Source organism: Acidovorax sp. DMC1 (assembly GCF_056314325.1).
The window spans coordinates 201,041-216,564 of the sequence record NZ_JBQUYO010000005.1 but is presented as its reverse complement, the minus strand read 5'-3'; the positions used below and the strand labels follow the sequence as shown (position 1 = coordinate 216,564).

19 protein-coding genes are annotated in these 15,524 nt (G+C 62.6%); 5 read left to right on the top strand and 14 right to left on the bottom strand.

The genetic code is table 11. The features are described 5' to 3' along the window. The first annotated feature begins 62 nt into the window (after nt 1–62). On the top strand, nt 63–671 hold the full coding sequence (gstA, locus tag ACT531_RS13040; protein ID WP_476017691.1) for a glutathione transferase GstA: 609 nt from the start codon (nt 63–65) through the stop codon (nt 669–671). Next, nucleotides 668–1,402 (top strand): glutathione S-transferase family protein, encoded by a 735-nt coding sequence (locus tag ACT531_RS13035; RefSeq protein WP_476017690.1) that lies wholly within the window; start codon nt 668–670, stop codon nt 1,400–1,402. The genes gstA and ACT531_RS13035 overlap by 4 nt, the downstream gene beginning before the upstream one ends. Before the next feature lie 19 nt (nt 1,403–1,421). Here the strand turns inward: ACT531_RS13035 and ACT531_RS13030 are convergent, their stop codons facing one another. Both ACT531_RS13030 and ACT531_RS13025 read right to left on the bottom strand, forming a co-directional pair. Then, nucleotides 1,422–1,958: a pseudouridine synthase gene (locus tag ACT531_RS13030; protein ID WP_476017689.1), complete on the bottom strand. Its 537-nt coding sequence runs from the start codon at nt 1,956–1,958 to the stop codon at nt 1,422–1,424. A gap of 88 nt (nt 1,959–2,046) precedes the next feature. Next, nucleotides 2,047–2,973: a peptidoglycan DD-metalloendopeptidase family protein gene (locus ACT531_RS13025; protein ID WP_476017688.1), complete on the bottom strand. Its 927-nt coding sequence runs from the start codon at nt 2,971–2,973 to the stop codon at nt 2,047–2,049. Between the two features lie 191 nt (nt 2,974–3,164). Between ACT531_RS13025 and ACT531_RS13020 the strand changes: the two genes are divergently transcribed. Continuing rightward, on the top strand, nt 3,165–4,427 hold the full coding sequence (locus ACT531_RS13020) for a phospholipase D-like domain-containing protein (protein WP_476017749.1): 1,263 nt from the start codon (nt 3,165–3,167) through the stop codon (nt 4,425–4,427). A 29-nt stretch (nt 4,428–4,456) separates the two neighbouring features. Here ACT531_RS13020 and ACT531_RS13015 read toward each other — a convergent pair whose 3' ends face one another. Beyond that, nucleotides 4,457–4,705, bottom strand: coding sequence for a hypothetical protein (locus ACT531_RS13015; RefSeq protein WP_015014994.1), 249 nt, complete (start codon nt 4,703–4,705; stop codon nt 4,457–4,459). Nucleotides 4,706–4,956: 251 nt separating this feature from the next. Between ACT531_RS13015 and ACT531_RS13010 the strand changes: the two genes are divergently transcribed. Further along, a complete protein-coding gene (locus ACT531_RS13010) occupies nt 4,957–5,742 on the top strand; it encodes a transporter substrate-binding domain-containing protein (RefSeq protein WP_476017687.1) in 786 nt (261 codons plus the stop codon). Between the two features lie 42 nt (nt 5,743–5,784). Here the strand turns inward: ACT531_RS13010 and ACT531_RS13005 are convergent, their stop codons facing one another. The 5 genes from ACT531_RS13005 to ACT531_RS12985 all read right to left on the bottom strand — a co-directional run bounded on the left by ACT531_RS13005 (nt 5,785) and on the right by ACT531_RS12985 (nt 9,601). Next, the gene (locus ACT531_RS13005) at nt 5,785–6,240 is read right to left on the bottom strand and encodes an SRPBCC family protein (protein ID WP_476017686.1); all 456 of its coding nucleotides are present in this window, start codon (nt 6,238–6,240) and stop codon (nt 5,785–5,787) included. A 144-nt stretch (nt 6,241–6,384) separates the two neighbouring features. Beyond that, nucleotides 6,385–6,702: a DUF2322 family protein gene (locus ACT531_RS13000; RefSeq protein ID WP_476017685.1), complete on the bottom strand. Its 318-nt coding sequence runs from the start codon at nt 6,700–6,702 to the stop codon at nt 6,385–6,387. A 152-nt stretch (nt 6,703–6,854) separates the two neighbouring features. Beyond that, a complete protein-coding gene (locus ACT531_RS12995; RefSeq protein ID WP_291447092.1) occupies nt 6,855–7,184 on the bottom strand; it encodes a hypothetical protein in 330 nt (109 codons plus the stop codon). A 60-nt stretch (nt 7,185–7,244) separates the two neighbouring features. Then, nucleotides 7,245–8,246: an FHA domain-containing protein gene (locus tag ACT531_RS12990; RefSeq protein ID WP_476017684.1), complete on the bottom strand. Its 1,002-nt coding sequence runs from the start codon at nt 8,244–8,246 to the stop codon at nt 7,245–7,247. Continuing rightward, complete coding sequence (locus ACT531_RS12985; RefSeq protein ID WP_476017683.1) at nt 8,243–9,601, bottom strand: S1 family peptidase; 1,359 nt, start codon at nt 9,599–9,601, stop codon at nt 8,243–8,245. Before ACT531_RS12985 ends, ACT531_RS12990 begins: the two co-directional genes overlap by 4 nt. Before the next feature lie 215 nt (nt 9,602–9,816). On the opposite strand from ACT531_RS12985, the gene ACT531_RS12980 reads away from it, so the two are divergent. Further along, nucleotides 9,817–10,758, top strand: coding sequence for a M14 family metallopeptidase (locus ACT531_RS12980; RefSeq protein ID WP_476017682.1), 942 nt, complete (start codon nt 9,817–9,819; stop codon nt 10,756–10,758). A 55-nt stretch (nt 10,759–10,813) separates the two neighbouring features. Here ACT531_RS12980 and ACT531_RS12975 read toward each other — a convergent pair whose 3' ends face one another. From ACT531_RS12975 to ACT531_RS12950, 6 genes are all read right to left on the bottom strand, one after another. After that, entirely contained in the window at nt 10,814–11,104 is a 291-nt protein-coding gene (locus ACT531_RS12975) for a hypothetical protein (protein WP_476017681.1), read from the bottom strand. Beyond that, nucleotides 11,101–11,445 carry a HepT-like ribonuclease domain-containing protein gene (locus ACT531_RS12970; protein WP_476017680.1) on the bottom strand — a complete coding sequence of 115 codons (345 nt, stop codon included), beginning with the start codon at nt 11,443–11,445 and terminating at the stop codon, nt 11,101–11,103. The genes ACT531_RS12975 and ACT531_RS12970 overlap by 4 nt, the downstream gene beginning before the upstream one ends. Beyond that, a complete protein-coding gene (locus ACT531_RS12965) occupies nt 11,435–11,743 on the bottom strand; it encodes a nucleotidyltransferase family protein (RefSeq protein WP_110961036.1) in 309 nt (102 codons plus the stop codon). Before ACT531_RS12965 ends, ACT531_RS12970 begins: the two co-directional genes overlap by 11 nt. A gap of 103 nt (nt 11,744–11,846) precedes the next feature. After that, a complete protein-coding gene (locus ACT531_RS12960; protein ID WP_476017679.1) occupies nt 11,847–12,386 on the bottom strand; it encodes a DUF924 family protein in 540 nt (179 codons plus the stop codon). A 114-nt stretch (nt 12,387–12,500) separates the two neighbouring features. Then, entirely contained in the window at nt 12,501–13,229 is a 729-nt protein-coding gene (locus ACT531_RS12955) for a phospholipase D family protein (protein ID WP_476017678.1), read from the bottom strand. A 211-nt stretch (nt 13,230–13,440) separates the two neighbouring features. Further along, entirely contained in the window at nt 13,441–15,516 is a 2,076-nt protein-coding gene (locus tag ACT531_RS12950; RefSeq protein ID WP_476017677.1) for a P-loop ATPase, Sll1717 family, read from the bottom strand. Nucleotides 15,517–15,524: the final 8 nt, after the last annotated feature.

Sequence of the window (15,524 nt, the reverse complement as noted above, 5' to 3'; positions counted from 1 at the left end):
GGGTATCCGTGGGTGCCGAGGAGCGACATATTCCAACCCTTTTTACAGAAAGCCCCGTTCCCATGAAGCTCTACTACGCCCCCGGTGCCTGCTCGCTCGCCGTGCACATTGCCCTGCGCGAGGTCGGCGTTCCGTTCGATCTGGTCAAGGTGGATCTGGTGCACCACACCACACAGACCGGTGCCAGCTACCTCGACATTTCCCCGCGCGGCTATGTGCCCCTGCTGGAGCTGGCCGACCAGTCGCGCCACACCGAAGCGGCGGCGCTGCTGCAGTACGTGGCCGACCTGGACCCGTCGCGCGCATTCATCGGACAGCCCGGCTCCAGCGAGCGCCTGGCCGTGCTGGAGTGGCTTACCTTCGTCAGCACCGAGCTGCACAAGGGCTTCAGCCCCTGGCTGTGGCACAAGGAGACGGCCGACTCCACGCGCCAGGCCGTCAAGGCCAAGCTGGCTGTGCGTTTTGCCGAGATGGACGCCGTGCTGTCGCGCAGCGACTTTCTGGCGGGCCGCTACAGCGTGGCCGATGCCTATGGCTTCACCATCGTCAACTGGTCGAACCTGCTGGGCATCCCGCTCACTGCCTACCCGCACCTGCAGGCCTGGATGGCACGCGTGGCGGCCCGCCCGCAGGTGCAGGCTGCGCTGCGGGCTGAGGGGTTGCTGGCATGACTGCCCCGCACACTGGGCATGCAGCGCCCGCAGCGGCACCCGCTGCGCTCACCCTGGTCTCGCACGCGCTGTGCCCCTACGTGCAGCGCGTGGCCATCGTGCTGCACGAAAAGGGCCTGGCGTTTGAGCGCCGCACCATCGACCTGGCCCGCAAGCCCGACTGGTTTCTGGCGATCTCGCCGCTGGGCAAGACTCCGGTCTTGCAGGTGCGCGGCCAGAGCCTGTTCGAATCGGCCGTGATCTGCGAATACCTGGACGAGGTGGCCATGCCCGTGCTGCACCCGCAAGACCCGCTGCAGCGCGCCCGCCACCGGGCGTGGATGGAGTTTGGCTCCGCGGTGCTGAACACGATCGGCGCCTTCTACGCCGCGCAGGACGAGGCCACGCTGCAGGCCCGCGCGCAAGACCTGCGCAGCCGCTTTGTGCAGATCGAAGAGGCGCTGGGCCAGCGCAGCGCACCGGGGCCGTACTTTGCGGGGCCGCACTTTGGCATGGTGGATGTGGTGTTTGGCCCGGTGTTCCGCTACTTCGATGTCATCGACACCTTGCCAGGCATGGATGACTTGGCGCTCTGGCACGGCTTGCCGCTGGTGCAACAGTGGCGCGCAGCGCTGGCGGCGCGCCCTTCGGTGCAGCAGGCCGTGGGTGCGGACTATGCCGAGGGCTTGCGCGCATTTTTACGCGCCCGTGGCTCTGCCCTTTCGCGGCGCATGCAGGCAGTGGCCGCCTAAGCCCTGCACGCCTCACAGCTCAATCCGCCCAGGTGCCCGGTGCCAGCCCGTCCAGCGTATACGGTCCGATGGCAGCGCGGATCAGCCGCAGCGTGGGGTGGCCCACGGCGGCCGTCATGCGGCGCACCTGGCGGTTGCGGCCTTCGCGGATGATGAGTTCAATCCAGGTGGTGGGGATGTGTTTGCGCTCGCGGATGGGTGGGGTGCGGTCCCACACTTGGGGTGCGGTCTCCAGCCGCCGTGCGCGGGCGGGCAGGGTGGGGCCGTCGTTCAGCACCACGCCGCTGCGCAGCGCGGCCAGCGCAGCCTCATCGGGGATGCCCTCCACCTGCACCCAGTAGGTCTTCTCCATCTTGAAGCGCGGGTCGGCAATGCGGGCCTGTTGCTTGCCGTCGTTGGTCAGCAGCAGCAGCCCTTCGCTGTCGGCGTCCAGCCGCCCGGCCACGTACACGCCGGGCAGGTCGATGTAGTCCTTCAGACCCTGCCACTTGCCCTCGGGCGTGAACTGGCTCAGCACGCCGTAGGGTTTGTTGAAACGGATCAGGCGCGAGGTCATGGGGCTGGTTTCAAGCAAAAAGGGCCGGATGCGCTAGTGCAATATGCACTGGATGCTATCAATTGCATAGTAATGAAGCCCTGCACCATCAGGCCGGCACGAACAGCGCTGGGTCCACCATGGTGCGGTTCAGCATCACGCCCCAGTGCAGGTGCGGGCCGGTCACGCGGCCGGTGGCGCCCACTTTGCAGAACGCGTCTCCTGCCTGCAGCACATCACCCACACGCACCTCCATGCTGCTCAGGTGGCAGTACATGGTGAGTAGGCCCTGGCCGTGGTCCAGCCACACCGTGCCACCGTTGAAGAAGTAGTCGCCCACGTCAATCACCCGGCCCGGCAGCGGCGCCACGATGGGCGTGCCGGTGGCAGCGGCAATGTCCATGCCGCTGTGCGGATTGCGCGGCTGGCCGTTGAACACGCGGCGCAGCCCGAACGAGCTGGACCGCCGCCCCGGCACGGGCACACGCATGCGCAGCGATGCCAGCGCCACGCCGGCGGGCTGCTCGGTGAAGGTGGCCATCACCTGGGCCTGGTGGTCGCGCTCGCGCTCGTAGCGGGCCTGGTCCTCGGGCGAGAGGTCCACCGTGCGCGGTGACACCTTCAGGTGCTGCTCCTTGTACTGCTTGGGGGCCACGCTGTAGTGCACCAGGCGCGGGCTGCCGCCGCCCTCGGGCAGCACGCTGATGAAGGCATCGCCCGGCGCTGCCGCCAGCGGGATGCCCACGATGGCCGTCCACTCGATGGCATCGCCCACCACGCGCAGCGGCACATCCACCTCGCCCTGGCGCACCTGCGCCACCGGCCGCGTGGCCGCTGGGCCCAGCGACAGCCGTGCCACGCCCCCGGGCACCTGCAGCGCCTGGGGCCACACCGTGGGTGCGGGGGGCAGAGGCTTGGCGTGCAGGGGCGCCACCAGGGCAGGCTGCGCCAGCAGGCCCGCCGTGCCGATCAAGGCGCTGCGGCGGGTGACGGAGAGGGTGGGGCGGAGGGGAGCAGGGCGGGCAGATTCAGACACGGCAGAGAAGGGCGAGAGCAAAAGACAAAGAGGCAGCACGAGGGGGGGCGATGGACGGAGCGCACCGCTGTCGCGGCCGACAAGGGCCATTGTGCCCCCGGTGTTGGCGGCGTCCGCCTACATCGCGCGTGCATGGTGCCACCTACCATCGCGCCATGCCACCCGCCGCCCCTCGCCGCCGCCGCTCCACCATGCTCACTGTCTTGCTCACGGCCCTGGCCACGGGGGCCCTTGTCCTGTTGGCACTCAACTTCACGGCGGGCGAGAAAAAGGTGCAGCAGCAGCTGCCGCGCCTGTACAGCACCGCCCACCCGCAGTTCGAGCGCGCCCTGGGCAGCCTGCTGGGCCCGGGCATTGTGGGCGGCAATGCGGTGACGGAGCTGATCAACGGCGACCAGATCTTTCCGCCCATGCTGGCCGCGATCAAATCCGCTCAGAAAAGCGTCACCTTCGAAACCTACATCTACTGGTCGGGCGACATCGGCAAGCAGTTTGCCGACGCCCTGAGCGAGCGTGCCCGCGCCGGTGTACCCGTGCATGTGCTGCTGGACTGGGTGGGCAGCGCCAAGATGGAAGAGAGCTACCTGGCCGAGATGAAGGAGGCCGGGGTGCAGATTGAAAAGTTCCACAAACCCCACTGGTACAACCTTGCCCGCCTGAACAACCGCACCCACCGCAAGCTGCTGGTGGTGGACGGGCAGGTGGGCTTTACCGGCGGCGTGGGCATTGCGCCCGCGTGGACGGGCAACGCGCAAGACCCCGAGCATTGGCGCGACTCGCACTACCTGGTGCGCGGCCCCGCCGTGGCGCAGATGCAGGCCACGTTTCTGGACAACTGGCTCAAGGTCACCGGCAAGGTGCTGCATGGCGAGGCGTACTTCCCAGCCATTGCTCCGGCGGGTGGGCAGAAGGCGCAGATGTTCTCCAGCTCGCCATCGAGCGGCAGCGAGAGCATGCAGCTCATGTACCACCTGGCCATCACGGCAGCCGAGCGCAGCATCGACCTGTCGGTGGCCTACTTTGTGCCCGACGACCTGACCCGCAAACTGCTGATGGACGCCCTGGCGCGTGGCGTGCGCGTGCGCCTGGTCACCCCCGGTGAGCACACCGATACCGAAACGGTGAAGGCCGCATCCCGCGCCACCTGGGGCGAGCTGCTGCAGGCCGGGGCCGAGATTTACGAATACGGGCCCACCATGTACCACTGCAAGGTCATGATCGTGGACCAGCTGCTGGTGTCGGTGGGCTCCACCAATTTTGACAACCGCTCGTTCCGCCTGAACGACGAGGCCAACCTGAACGTGTACGACGCCGCGTTTGCGCAGCGCCAGACGCAGGTGTTTGAAGACGACATAAAGCGGTCACGCCGCGTGACCTACGAGGCCTGGCTGGAGCGGCCGTGGAGCGAAAAGCTGCACGAAAAGATGACCGGGCTGCTGCGCTCGCAGTTGTGAGGTGACTGCAGCGCCCGGTGTTTCACGGGTCAGTGCGTCACAAACTCGTACGCCACTTCTTCGCTCTCCACCATCTCCAGCACCTCGTTGAGCTCGTCCTCGTTCTCGCTGCTGCTCCACATGTCTTCGGGGTCGTTGGCAAACAGGGGCTCGATGGCCAGGTCCAGAAACTTGTTGTCGGCCATCTGGATGACGGGCGTGCCTTCTGAGGTTTCGACCAGTTGCCAGTCGTCGGGCACGGTCATTTCGAGCTGGATGGTGACGTTGAGTTTTTTCATGGGGTTCCTTGTTGGGTAAGGGGGGGGCGCCAGCCGTTGGCAGCGCCTTCAGGGCATGCAGGGTAACCCAGCAGGGTGGCAGTGCCTGCGCGGTGCCATCATGGGGCACGCACAGTGACACGCACATGGCACGTTGAATGCTTGGTGCTGGCGTATTCTTTGGTGGTCCCGCCTGGGCTGGTGCGTGCAGCATTGGCCGGGCGGGCCGATTCATCCCTTCTGCACCCCTTTGTCTTCTGGAGCCCTTTCCCATGATCCCCAAGAAAACACTCGCCGTGGCTGCGGCCGCCCTGTTTGCCTCCGTGTCCCTCGTCTCCCAGGCCGCGCATGCCGGCCCCCGGCTGGACAAGATCATGGAGACTAAGGTCATCCGCGTAGGCACGCCTGGCGACTACCGCCCCTTTGCCATCAAGACCGACGCGGGCTACAGCGGCCACGACATCGACGTGATCGAGACCATGGCCAAAGAGCTGGGGGTGAAGATCGAGTACGTGCAGACCTCGTGGCCCAACCTGATGAAGGACCTGCAGGGCGACAAGTTCGACGTGGCCGTGGGCGGCATCACCCGCAACGTCAACCGCATGCGCATTTTTGACATGCTGCCCGGCTACGCACCCTTTGGCAAAGTCGCCCTGGTGCGCGCGGCCGACAAGGCCAAGTACACCAGCGTGGACGCGATGAACCAGCCCACCGTGCGCGTCATCAAGAACCCCGGCGGCACCAACGAGACCTATGTGCTCGCCAACCTCAAGGCCGCCCAGGTCAGCACACACGACAAGAACGCCGAGATCCCCGCACTCATCGCCGAGGGCAAGGGCGACGTGATGATCACCGAGACGTACGAAGCCCTGCACTACGCCAAGGCCGACCCGCGCCTGGCCGCCGCGTTTGTGGACGCACCGCTCACGCCCAAGAACTACCTGGGCTTCATGCTGCCCACCGACGACGCCGACTATGTGCGCGTGATGGGCTTTGTGTGGGGCCTGGTGGACAGCCGGGGCACCATCAAACAAGCGGCAGACAAGTGGCTGAAGTAATTCAGCTGCAGTGACCTGAGCCGGGAGTTCTGCGCGTGTGTGTCACTCGCCCGGAATCTCCGGCTCCACCAGCAGCGCCAGCAGCTGCAGCGACTCCTGCCAGCCCAAGTAGCACATCTCGGTCGGGATCACCGCCGGGATGCCCGCCTGCACGATGGACACCTCGGTGCCCGTCATCACCTTTTTGAGCTGGATGGTGGTGCGCATCTCGCCCGGCAGGTTGGGGTCGTCAAACCGGTCGGTGTGCACGATGCGCTCGCCCGGCACCAGCTCCACATATTCGCCGCCAAACGCGTGCGTGCCGCCACTGCTCAGGTTGGTGAACTGCATGCGGTAGCTGCCGCCCACGCGCGCATCCAGGCTCAGCACCCGGCCCGTGAAGCCATGGGGTGGCAGCCATTTGCACATGGCGTCGGCATCCAGAAACGCGCGGTAGATGCGCTCTGCCGGTGCGCGCAGCACGCGGTGCAGGGTGACGGTGCCGGTAGTGGTGGTCATGCGGGGTCTCCTTGAAGGTGGACATCAGGGTGGATGAAAGCGTGAACCGCCGAACGATATCGCTCATTCAACGTGTTCATACCCCTACGACGAACGGGCCTGCGCGTTTTCGACAACCTGCCGCTGCCATGGCAACTTTTTGTCTCAGGCTGCGACGGTGCGCACTGCAAAGCTCTCGCTGCCCTGCGCCCAGGCCAGCAGCCGATCGATGTTGGGGTGCTTGCCCGGAAAGGCGCGCGCATCTGCCACATGCTCGGCATACCACTCCAGCCCCAGGCTGGCAGCGGCAGGCGAGATCTGCCCGCCATACAGCGCCGCCAGCGCGGCATACACCACCAGCGACCCGGTCTGGCCGGGCTTGTTCTCGATGGTGGCCAGTGTTTGGCCGTCCGCGCCCAGCAGTTGCAGGGCGGCGAGGTGGCTGGCGGAGGGGAGTTGCTTCAGGCGGTCTGCGAAGTTCATGGCAGTCAAATTCAAGTGAAATGGGCCGCAAGCGCTAGAAGATCATGCGCGAGCAGCTATAAAAAAGTGAGTGGCTGATAAAGCGGGGCGGAATCTTAAAGGATGCGGGCCGGGGCCCAGACTTTGAACAGGCGCTACCGTTGACCAGGCGCTCACGCCTGCCACACCCCAAACCCCGCCGAGCGCAGGTCGATGCCGATCTCGATCTCCCTGTCCACCGCCTCCTCGTAGGTCATGGGGTTGAAGCCCTCGTACAAGTCCGGCAGCAGCCGCAGGCCGTACTGCGTCACAAACCGGTTGGCCTGGATGCCCGCCTTGTGTTTGTCAAACCGCACATCCGGGTCCAGCCCCGTCATGCCCACGTACACGCAGGGCTTGCCGTCGATGTAGCCGGGGTTGCACTTGCGAAAGCGCGGCTCCAGCAGCACGTCTTTGGAGAGTTCGACCACATAGACGTTGTGGTGGGGCTTGCGGCGGCGCATGGGAGTTGGCGGGGTGGGGCGGTGTGGGTTTGGGCAGCTTTACGCAGTCCGTCTGGCGGGCTACTCGTCGTCCTCGTCCGCCAGCCCGTCGTCCCGCAGGCGCCGGTCCAGCTTGCCGCGCAGCGCGTCTGCGTCCTGCAGGAACTGGTCCACCGGCACTGCAGGGGCCACGCGCAGGGCGGGCGGGAACAGGCTGCTCATGTAAAGCTCGCTGCCCAGCCGCATGCGGTTGAGCCACTGCGCACCCAGCCACGAGGGCACGCCCAGCAGCACCACGGCCGCCATGGCCCAGGCCAGGCCCACGCGGCGGCGGGGCAACACGGTAGCCAGGTGCGCGTACAGCGCGCCGGCCAGCACCAGCACCATCAGCACCGGGGCAAACCGCGACAGCGACTCTAGCGAGAACGCGAAGGCCGTCAGGTAGCTCAGCAGTTGCACCGCGTCGGCCACCAGCACGGCGGCGCACGCGATGCGCACGTGGCGCCAGAACCGCAGCTGGCTGCCAAACAGCTTGTTGGCCACAGCCCATGCGCCCGACCACAAGGTCACTACTGCCAGCGTGGTCAGCAGCAACAGGGGCAGCGCCTTCAGGTATTGCGCGGCGTCGCGGGCCTCTAGCCACGACTCTCCCAGCCCGGCCAGCAGCACCAGCACCGCCAGCACTGCAGTGGTGCCCACAGTGCGCCACGGAAACTGCGGCAGCGCCTGCTCCTCGGCAATGGGCGCATCGGCCAGGCGCAGGTTGATGTGGGTGTGGCCCAGGTCGATGGGCGTGCCATCGGGCCAGTCAAAGCGCTCGCCTTGGGCATGCTGCTTGCGCTGCAGGCGTGCGCCGTTGCGGGTCTCCAGCACCTCGACCTGCACGGTGCGGGGCTCGTCCACCGCGCGGTCAATGCGGAGGTGCCGGGGCGCCACAAAGGGGTCGTCCAGCACCAGGTCGCAGTCCAGCGCGCGGCCCACGGTCACGGGCCAGCGGGTGATGGGCGCGCGCGCCAGCAGCGCTCCGTGGCGGTCAAAGGCCTCGATCAGCCCCAGGGTGGTGGTGGTCGGCATCGCGCTCATGGTGCGGCCTCCCAGCGAAAGGCCTTGAGGTAGTGACTGGCCAGCTTCATGCCGTTGTCAAACGCAATGCCCTGCACATCCAGGCGGCCCAGCACGCCCTGCGTGGGCTGGTTGACCGAGATGGCCAGCACCGTCATGTTGTACAGGCCGGTCAGCTTGCGGTAGGCCGACAGGCACACCACCGCGCGCAGCGGCACGCTGCCGGGGTCCACAAACCGCTCGGTGCATTCGGCCGCCGTCTGGTGGCGGTTGCCGCGTGTGGGCAAGCGCTCGTTGGCAAAACTTTGCGAGTACATGCGGGCAAACCGGGCGGCGCCCAGCGTGGGCGCGTTGTAGGCCTCGTAAGACAGGCGCACCGCGCCGGTGCTGAAGTCGCCCGCCACCACGTCGCTGTCGGCCTGGCATTGCGTGCGCTCCAGGTTGAGGCCCGGAAAGGCCGGGTCGCGCCCCGATCCCCAGCACCGCGCCAGCGCATCGTCGGGCACGGGCAGGCGGTAGTTGCCGTGGCGCTGCTCGCGAAACGGCGCTTTCAAAAAGCGGTCTGTCAGCAGTTGCTGGTGCTCCATCAGCTGCCGCGTCATCTCGGCATGTGCGGCCTGCGTGATGGGCTGGGCATTGGCTGCGCGCTGCACCAGCGCCTGCGCAAACTCGGCCGGTATCAAGAAGCTCACCTGCTCGCCGTCGAGCCGCTTGGCTACGTTGACGCCCAACACCCGGCCTGCGTCGTCCACGGCGGGGCCGCCGCTCATGCCGGGGTTGAGCGCGCCGCCAAAAAAGATGCGCGGATAAAAGCTGCGCTTGACCAGCCCGTTGTAGGTGCCCTCGGTCACGGCAAAGCCGATGTCCAGCGGGTTGCCCAGCGAGTAAATGCGTTCGCCCTGCGCCAGCGCGTCGGTGGTGGGCCGAAAGCCCAGCACCGGCGCCGCTGCCGTGCGCCCCTTGGCGCGCAGCACGGCCAGGTCGCGCTGCACGTCAAACGCCAGCAGCTCCACCTCGCCTTCCTGCCCCTCCATCGTCACGTACACGCCCCGGTAGCGCTCGGGCTCCAGCGCCAGCTGGCTGGCCACATGGAAGTTGGTCACGATCAGCCCATCGGCCGACACAAAAAAGCCCGAGCCAATCGACGCCTGCGTGTTGGCGTTGCGCAGCAACGTGCGGATCTGCACCAGCTTGTCGCGCGACAGCTCGTAAATGCGCCGCGCATCACGCGACAGCAGGGCCGCATCGGCGGCTGTGGGTGCGGCAGCCGATGCGCCGCTCGGTGTGGGGGCGGGCTGCGTATGCGCCAGCGCACACAGCAGCAAAAGCAGCGACGAGGTCGCCAGCCGCAAGGGCCGAATCGAAGGGAAGGGCATCGCGGTATTCTATGAACGCCCTGCGACAAGCCTTAGAGCGGCTAACAAAACTCTTCTGGCGTCGTTGCTGTGTCTTGTCGTACTGCCTGCGACACAGCGTCTAGCCAGAACCGCTTCGCTGAGCTTTGTTAGCCGCTCTTATTGGCGTTGTCCTTTCCGTCGGCTCCGTTTGCCGCCGGGCCTGCCATTCACCTGCCACTCCATCCCACGCACCCATGCAACCCACCCCCACCTATCCCATCGGCACGCCCGGCCAAGCCTGGGGCGCGGCAGAACGCGAGCAGTGGCGCGCACGCCAGATGCGCCAGCGCAGCTATGCCGACGACGTGCTCACGGCCATCGAGGCACTGCGGGGCCGGTTTGACGTGGAGATGTATGGCGACGTGATTTATGCCGACGCACAGCACCCGGCAGAGCGCTTTCCCTTGCGGGCCCTGCGCAGCCGCGATTGGCAGCCCGGCCTGCCCACCGTGCTGGTGACCGGGGGAGTGCACGGCTACGAGACCAGCGGTGTGCACGGCGCTCTGCGGTTTGTGGACACGCAGGCCGAGCGCTTTGCAGGCCGCGCTAACCTGCTGGTGGTGCCGTGTGTGAGCCCCTGGGCGTACGAGCGGTTTCAGCGCTGGAACTTTGACGCTATCGACCCCAACCGGTCGTTCCGCGAGGGCTCGCCCGCGCAGGAGTCCGCCGCCCTCATGCGTCTGGTGGCGCCGCTGCACGGCCAATTCGCCGCCCACATCGACCTGCACGAAACCACCGACACCGACGAATCCGAATACCGCCCCGCCGTGGCCGCACGCGACGGCAAGGTGTTCGAGCCCGGCAGCATCCCCGACGGCTTTTACCTGGTTGACGACACCGACAACCCGCAGCCCGCCTTCCAGCAAGCCATCATCGAAGCCGTCAGCCGCGTCACGCACATTGCGCCAGCGGACGAGAAGAACGAAATCATCGGCACGCCCGTGGTGGCGCCGGGTGTCATCCACTACCCGATGAAGCAGTGGGGCCTGTGCGCGGGCATCAGCGGCGCGCGCTACACCACCACAACGGAGGTCTACCCCGACAGCCCCCGCGCCACGCCCGAGCAGTGCATTGAGGCGCAGGTGGCGGCGGCCTGTGCGGCGGTGGAGTTTGTGCTGGCCGACGCCCAACACTGAGGGTTATGGCCCCCAGCGGCACGGCTTCGAATTTTTGGTGCTTTCTTAGCGCTCGTTACCCAGCGCTTCCCAACTCGCCTAGCAGCCGGGCACTCACCTCGGCCGCATCGAGCGCCGCGAACGCCATGTTGTGCTGCTCCGTCAGCGGCCCATGGCCCGGCTCCATGCGGCCTGCGGCGTCGTAGCCCATGGCCTTGAACTTCCACACCCCGCCGACCAGCTTGAGCGAGCCCACATGCGCGCCATCGGCCGTGTGGACTGACACCACGCCAGCGTTGACGGGCACCAGCTGCAACGGGCCAGCCACCTGGCCAGGCGGCACATGGGCGAAGGTGGCGTGTTTCAATTCTGCTCATCCAGCAGAGTCTGTACCGCGCGTAGCAAGGCGGGCAGGGCCGTTTGGGTGATGTTCCACACGGTACCCACGTTCACCGTGGCGTAGCCGTGGATGAGCTGGTTGCGAAACGCCACGATCTGCGCCATGTCAGGTATGCGGGCGGCCATGGCCGTATCCAGCTTGGACAGTTGGTTGAGTGCTTCGCCAATGATTTCAAATTTGCGCTCTACCGCCGCCTGGGCCATGGCGTTGGCGCCATAGGCTGCTGCATCCATGCCCTGGGTAAAAGACTCAATGGCGGCAGCCGCCTCGCGCACATCCCACAAAAAGGCGCGCGGGTCACGCTGCATACACAGCCTCGCGGTGGCGGTTGATGTTGGCTAGCACGTACGGGTTGCGCACAGCGCCGGGTTCCACCAGGTCCACGCCCCGGCCCAGCAGGGCTTCCAGATCGGCCTTGGCGCCAAAAATGGAGTGGAGCCCGGGCTCAACGCCTGGAGCAAACTCCACCAGAAAGTCGGCGTCGCTGTGGGCGGGGTCAAAGTCACTGGCCCGTGCCGCCGAGCCAAACACCTCCAGCCGCCGAATGCCGTAGCGCTGGCAGATAGCGGCAATGCCGGTGCGGTATTGGGCGATGGCGGGATGCATGGGCGCAGTTTAATCGAGCGCCTCATTGACCGCCATATTGGCCTGTAGCGCTTGTTCGATAAGCGGGAATTGCTATGAAGAATATAGCGAATTAGTGCGATGCCTAAAACGATGACCCCGGTTCGCTCAAAAACGCCAGCTCTTCGGCCGTGGAGGTACGGCCCAGCACCGCGTTGCGATGCGGGTAGCGCCCAAAGCGGTCGATGATGGCCTTGTGCCGTCGCTCAAAGTCCAGGTTGTTTTCCATGCCCGGCTGCGCAAACAGCGTGAGGGATTGTTCATGAATCACGGCAGATTCGCTGTGCATATACGGCATGTAGGCAAACACGCGCTGCGCCGTGGGCAGGCTGCGGTCTTGCCCGCTGGCCACCAGCTCTTGCGCCAGGGCCAGGGCCAGCGCGTCTTGCGCAAAGGCGCGGGCGGTGTCGCGGTACACATTGCGCGAGAACTGGTCCAGCACCAGGATTTCTGCCAGCCGGCCCTCGGGCGTTGCGCGCCAGCGAAACAGTTCGCAGCGGGCTGCGGCCTCCAGCGAGGGGCCGAAGCGGGTGCGGATGGATTCGTCGAGGGCAGCGTCTTTGACGAAGTGCTGCTGGGGAGTGAGTTCAGTGAACCAGAAGTGGAGGACGTTTTCAGGCTGCATCGCACAAGGATATCCGCCGCCTAATGCTGAGGTTTGCCGGTGGGCTCCAAACGAGCTGCCCGTGTTCGCCGCCTGACGCGTTTGTCCCAAGATGTGACCCCGTGTCGCCGCGGGTCAGTTCAAGGCCAAATCCTGCGGCCACAGAAAGTAAGGGCCAAAGCGGGACTTAGCGACAAACTCCACACCAGCCTGCTCACCCTTGGCAGTGAGCGCGTGTTTGTCCCCTTGCTGCGAGAGATAGCCCAGGTCGGTGGCCCGGTCCAGCAGTTGTGCCGTTTTAAGTCCGAACTTCTGAGCCAACTTGGACGATGGCAGCTTGTCGCCACTGGATGTTTCGCTGTCGGTGCCAGAGGCTTCCGAAGCGGGCGTTGCCGCAGGTTCTGGATCGCTGCTGGCGACGCGCTCCAGAGAAATGCGCACCTCGTCGCTGATACGAATGATGCGCTGCGCCTCTTCATAAGCGTCTTTATAGAGCTGCCCGTCGTCGCTGCGATGAATCAAGATGCCCATCTCGTTGTTGTTCACCTGGCTGAATTCGTACAGATTCAGGCTGGTGATGATGCACATCTCCTCATTCATGTAGCACTTGGCATGCAAGTTCTTGCAGAAGCTGGTGCGAATGTAGGTCAGACCGCGCAGCCATTCGATCTCTTGTGGCTGCAACTCACTTTTCCCGTAGACGATGCGTACATCGATTTTCAGACGGTTTTTATCGGCCAGCAGTTCCTTCATCCGATCGTTCAGCTTGAGGAAGGGGCTGATCAGAATCAGGCGATCTGACGCACTCTTGATGAGTTCCTCAAGGTGGTAGTTGGTGCCGGTTGTCGAAAGAAACTTTGCCATTGATGTTTATCTCCTTTGAAAAAGAGCGCTCATGGTTTGTTGATTGTGGCTAAACCAATAATCAACGAAGGCAAAAGGCAAGACCTGACCCTGCTGTCCTCATGAATGAGCTAGTCAAAAGGCAAGACCTGACCCATCTCGTGTACGGACGGAAGCTGATATTTAGGCTAGACCCCAATGTATTGGACGCCAATAAGCAACAGCTAGCTACTTATCTCTTTCTACTGTTCTTTCGAACTAGCTGTTCATTGGCATATACCCTAATGTATTCATCCAGTAGTTTTGATAGTTGCATGTCGGCAAAATCGTGTTTCTGAGGGCTTCTTAGTTTGCTCAGTGCTGCATTTAACCAATTAGCAGTCAATTTAACGATCATGTGGCCTGATTCGCTTCTATAGAATTCCCTGAATGCCGAACTTTCAGTGTGATCTAGCTCAATATTTTTCGAGCGACATATGATGAATGCAAGTTTTCCGTACTCCCTGCCCAGGTAGCCGTGAACTTGCCGAAATTCATTTATTGACAAAGATTCGTAATTTTTGACTTCGAATATAATTTGCCGAGATTTATAGTCTTCAACAATTCGGCGCCATACTGAACTAGTTCCCAAATTTGTGCCGACGACGTCGCGTCTCTGCGAAGCGTTGCGATTGGGATGTAATTCCACGTTGCTGATTTGCGTGGAGAAGCAGAAATTTATTGCATCTCTACACCATTCTTCAAAACGAGTTGCTCCATCAGTGCCGAGTGGAATTGTGTTCAACGCGGAAATTGTTCGGCCGAGTATTTGTGAGCGCTGATCTGCATCGGCTGAATATATGGTTACTTCATACTCATCGAATATTTCTTCTGCGAAATTTTCGTCATCGCCAATATCATTTTTTCCAAGTGCAGACCAATAGCATGGATGTATGATTAGCTCTGAATCTTGGGTTATTGTTTTTGATGGTTGTCTGCCATCGTGGCAAAAAACAAATGTTCTGCTCAGGTCGTTTCTAACGCCCAAAAAACCGATGCTGTAAAGTGCAAAAACTCCACCAAGATCTTGCGATAGTATTGTGAGGTGCTGTCGCTCTTCATTGCTCAAATCATCGGTTTTTAATGCCGCGTGGAAGTAATTTTGGACCTCTTTTCCTGTAATTCTTAGATTTGATGAATCAAAGCGGCTAATAATTTTTTGAAGTCCTGGGAATACTGAGTTGTATTCCTTTTCAAGATCGTCAAGGCGCGATTTGGAAATGGATTTTGCTGCAATGTCTATGTCTGCTTCGATCAGCGTAGAGCGTTTTTGCCTTTGGGCCTGATAGAAGGCGGAGTTGAGTAGTGCAATAACATCTCTTGGGCGATAAAGGGTGTGCCGAAGGCAGCGCCTAAATCCGCTGATTCCATGTAGTTCATTAGCAGTGCAGCTATTCCATGTTTTTACTTCGCTTTCTTTGTCGACGCTTAACGCAACCCGCAATCGCGCAGTCGCCATGTACATTAATTCCTGTGGATCCCAATGGAGTCTAAGTACTTTGGGTTCGATGTTTCTGGAGAAATCGTTGTCATATGTCTGGATGGATCGAAAAATATTATCCCGTAAAAATACTAGAGAAGTAATATTTTCTGAGAGAGCCTCCCGGAATTCTCCAGTGCCGTACACAAGTCCGTCCACCACGCCGATGCCGACCGTGTCTGGGTGCCATCCTTCATCGAGGCGATCTACCAAAATCACTCCGGATTTGGCATTCTGTCGAAGAATATGTATTAGCTCCTTGAGAATTGAAGATAGCTCAAGTCGGTCTGCAATCTCACCAATACGCGTCTCTGGGGAATCTAGGGACTTGAGCCAATCATAATGCGCTCTCCGTAGCTTTGAGAATGGACCGCCTGGATGGCTTTGCCATTTTTTTAAATGATCGCGCAATAATGCAGATTGTTTTATGCTTTCGGATGTTTTGTAATATCGCGAGAGAGAATCCACGAATTGAAGTGCGAGAGCGTATTTCCAAAGATTCTTGACGCCTGCGCGAATCATTGCAACCGTCTGCCCAAATAATGCGGCTATAGATCGAAATCCGATTAGCTCTTCTTCGTTAGGTGCAATTTCGATGCAGAATTTTCTCTCGTTGCGCCAATGCTGGCCCAAACGATAGACGAGTGCGCTTTTTCCGGTGCCGCGGCGCCCTACAACAACGTATCGGGTCGAATCAGAAAGTAGGGCTTTGTAGTCGCTCCACTCGTAAAATGCATGATCAAGCATGTGCTGATCGTGTTCAGCACGTCCGTCACCGATTGGGTCCACCGCGAACT

What these genes read in the sequence shown, in the direction of transcription:
- ACT531_RS12990 (WP_476017684.1), bottom strand. Translation starts at nt 8,246, where the DNA reads ATGAGCGCGATGCCGACCACCACCACCCTGGGGCTGATCGAGGCCTTT.
- ACT531_RS12965 (WP_110961036.1), bottom strand. Translation starts at nt 11,743, where the DNA reads ATGCATCCCGCCATCGCCCAATACCGCACCGGCATTGCCGCTATCTGC.
- ACT531_RS12980 (WP_476017682.1), top strand. Translation starts at nt 9,817, where the DNA reads ATGCAACCCACCCCCACCTATCCCATCGGCACGCCCGGCCAAGCCTGG.
- ACT531_RS13000 (WP_476017685.1), bottom strand. Translation starts at nt 6,702, where the DNA reads ATGAACTTCGCAGACCGCCTGAAGCAACTCCCCTCCGCCAGCCACCTC.
- ACT531_RS12955 (WP_476017678.1), bottom strand. Translation starts at nt 13,229, where the DNA reads ATGGCAAAGTTTCTTTCGACAACCGGCACCAACTACCACCTTGAGGAA.
- ACT531_RS12970 (WP_476017680.1), bottom strand. Translation starts at nt 11,445, where the DNA reads ATGCAGCGTGACCCGCGCGCCTTTTTGTGGGATGTGCGCGAGGCGGCT.
- ACT531_RS12960 (WP_476017679.1), bottom strand. Translation starts at nt 12,386, where the DNA reads ATGCAGCCTGAAAACGTCCTCCACTTCTGGTTCACTGAACTCACTCCC.
- ACT531_RS13005 (WP_476017686.1), bottom strand. Translation starts at nt 6,240, where the DNA reads ATGACCACCACTACCGGCACCGTCACCCTGCACCGCGTGCTGCGCGCA.
- ACT531_RS13010 (WP_476017687.1), top strand. Translation starts at nt 4,957, where the DNA reads ATGATCCCCAAGAAAACACTCGCCGTGGCTGCGGCCGCCCTGTTTGCC.
- ACT531_RS13020 (WP_476017749.1), top strand. Translation starts at nt 3,165, where the DNA reads ATGCTCACTGTCTTGCTCACGGCCCTGGCCACGGGGGCCCTTGTCCTG.
- ACT531_RS13030 (WP_476017689.1), bottom strand. Translation starts at nt 1,958, where the DNA reads ATGACCTCGCGCCTGATCCGTTTCAACAAACCCTACGGCGTGCTGAGC.
- ACT531_RS12995 (WP_291447092.1), bottom strand. Translation starts at nt 7,184, where the DNA reads ATGCGCCGCCGCAAGCCCCACCACAACGTCTATGTGGTCGAACTCTCC.
- ACT531_RS13015 (WP_015014994.1), bottom strand. Translation starts at nt 4,705, where the DNA reads ATGAAAAAACTCAACGTCACCATCCAGCTCGAAATGACCGTGCCCGAC.
- ACT531_RS13035 (WP_476017690.1), top strand. Translation starts at nt 668, where the DNA reads ATGACTGCCCCGCACACTGGGCATGCAGCGCCCGCAGCGGCACCCGCT.
- ACT531_RS12985 (WP_476017683.1), bottom strand. Translation starts at nt 9,601, where the DNA reads ATGCCCTTCCCTTCGATTCGGCCCTTGCGGCTGGCGACCTCGTCGCTG.
- gstA (WP_476017691.1), top strand. Translation starts at nt 63, where the DNA reads ATGAAGCTCTACTACGCCCCCGGTGCCTGCTCGCTCGCCGTGCACATT.